The organism is Bacillus sp. SIMBA_005 (assembly GCF_046535585.1).
GTDB classification, from domain to species: Bacteria; Bacillota; Bacilli; order Bacillales; family Bacillaceae; genus Bacillus; species Bacillus pumilus.
The window spans coordinates 1-267 of sequence record NZ_JAWRWI010000518.1 but is presented as its reverse complement, the minus strand read 5'-3'; the positions used below and the strand labels follow the sequence as shown (position 1 = coordinate 267).

Genomic DNA, 267 nt, shown 5'->3' with positions numbered 1-267 from the left:
ATCCGCTTAATGCCGAGCTTGTCATATAAAGGTTTATAAGATTGACCCGGAATTAAGATCGACAAATACTGCTCACCTGTCGCAAGGTTTACGCCTATACTTGAGAAGACGGTCGCCATGACAAGACGTCCTTTCGTATGCACGCCTTTTATCAATCCTTGAAGCAGCGCCGCGATCAGGCCCGTTTTTTCCATCAGGCCGCCGAGCGCAAAGGCGATCATAATCAGAGAGACTGATCCCATCATCGATTGGAGCCCGCCTCTGTTG

Annotated in this window: 1 protein-coding gene; it reads right to left on the bottom strand. The window is 49.4% G+C overall.

Annotated features, from left to right (window positions below; translation table 11 throughout):
* On the bottom strand, nt 1–267 hold a 267-nt coding region (locus tag SB660_RS21135; RefSeq protein ID WP_410584348.1), incomplete at both ends, for a Na+/H+ antiporter NhaC family protein.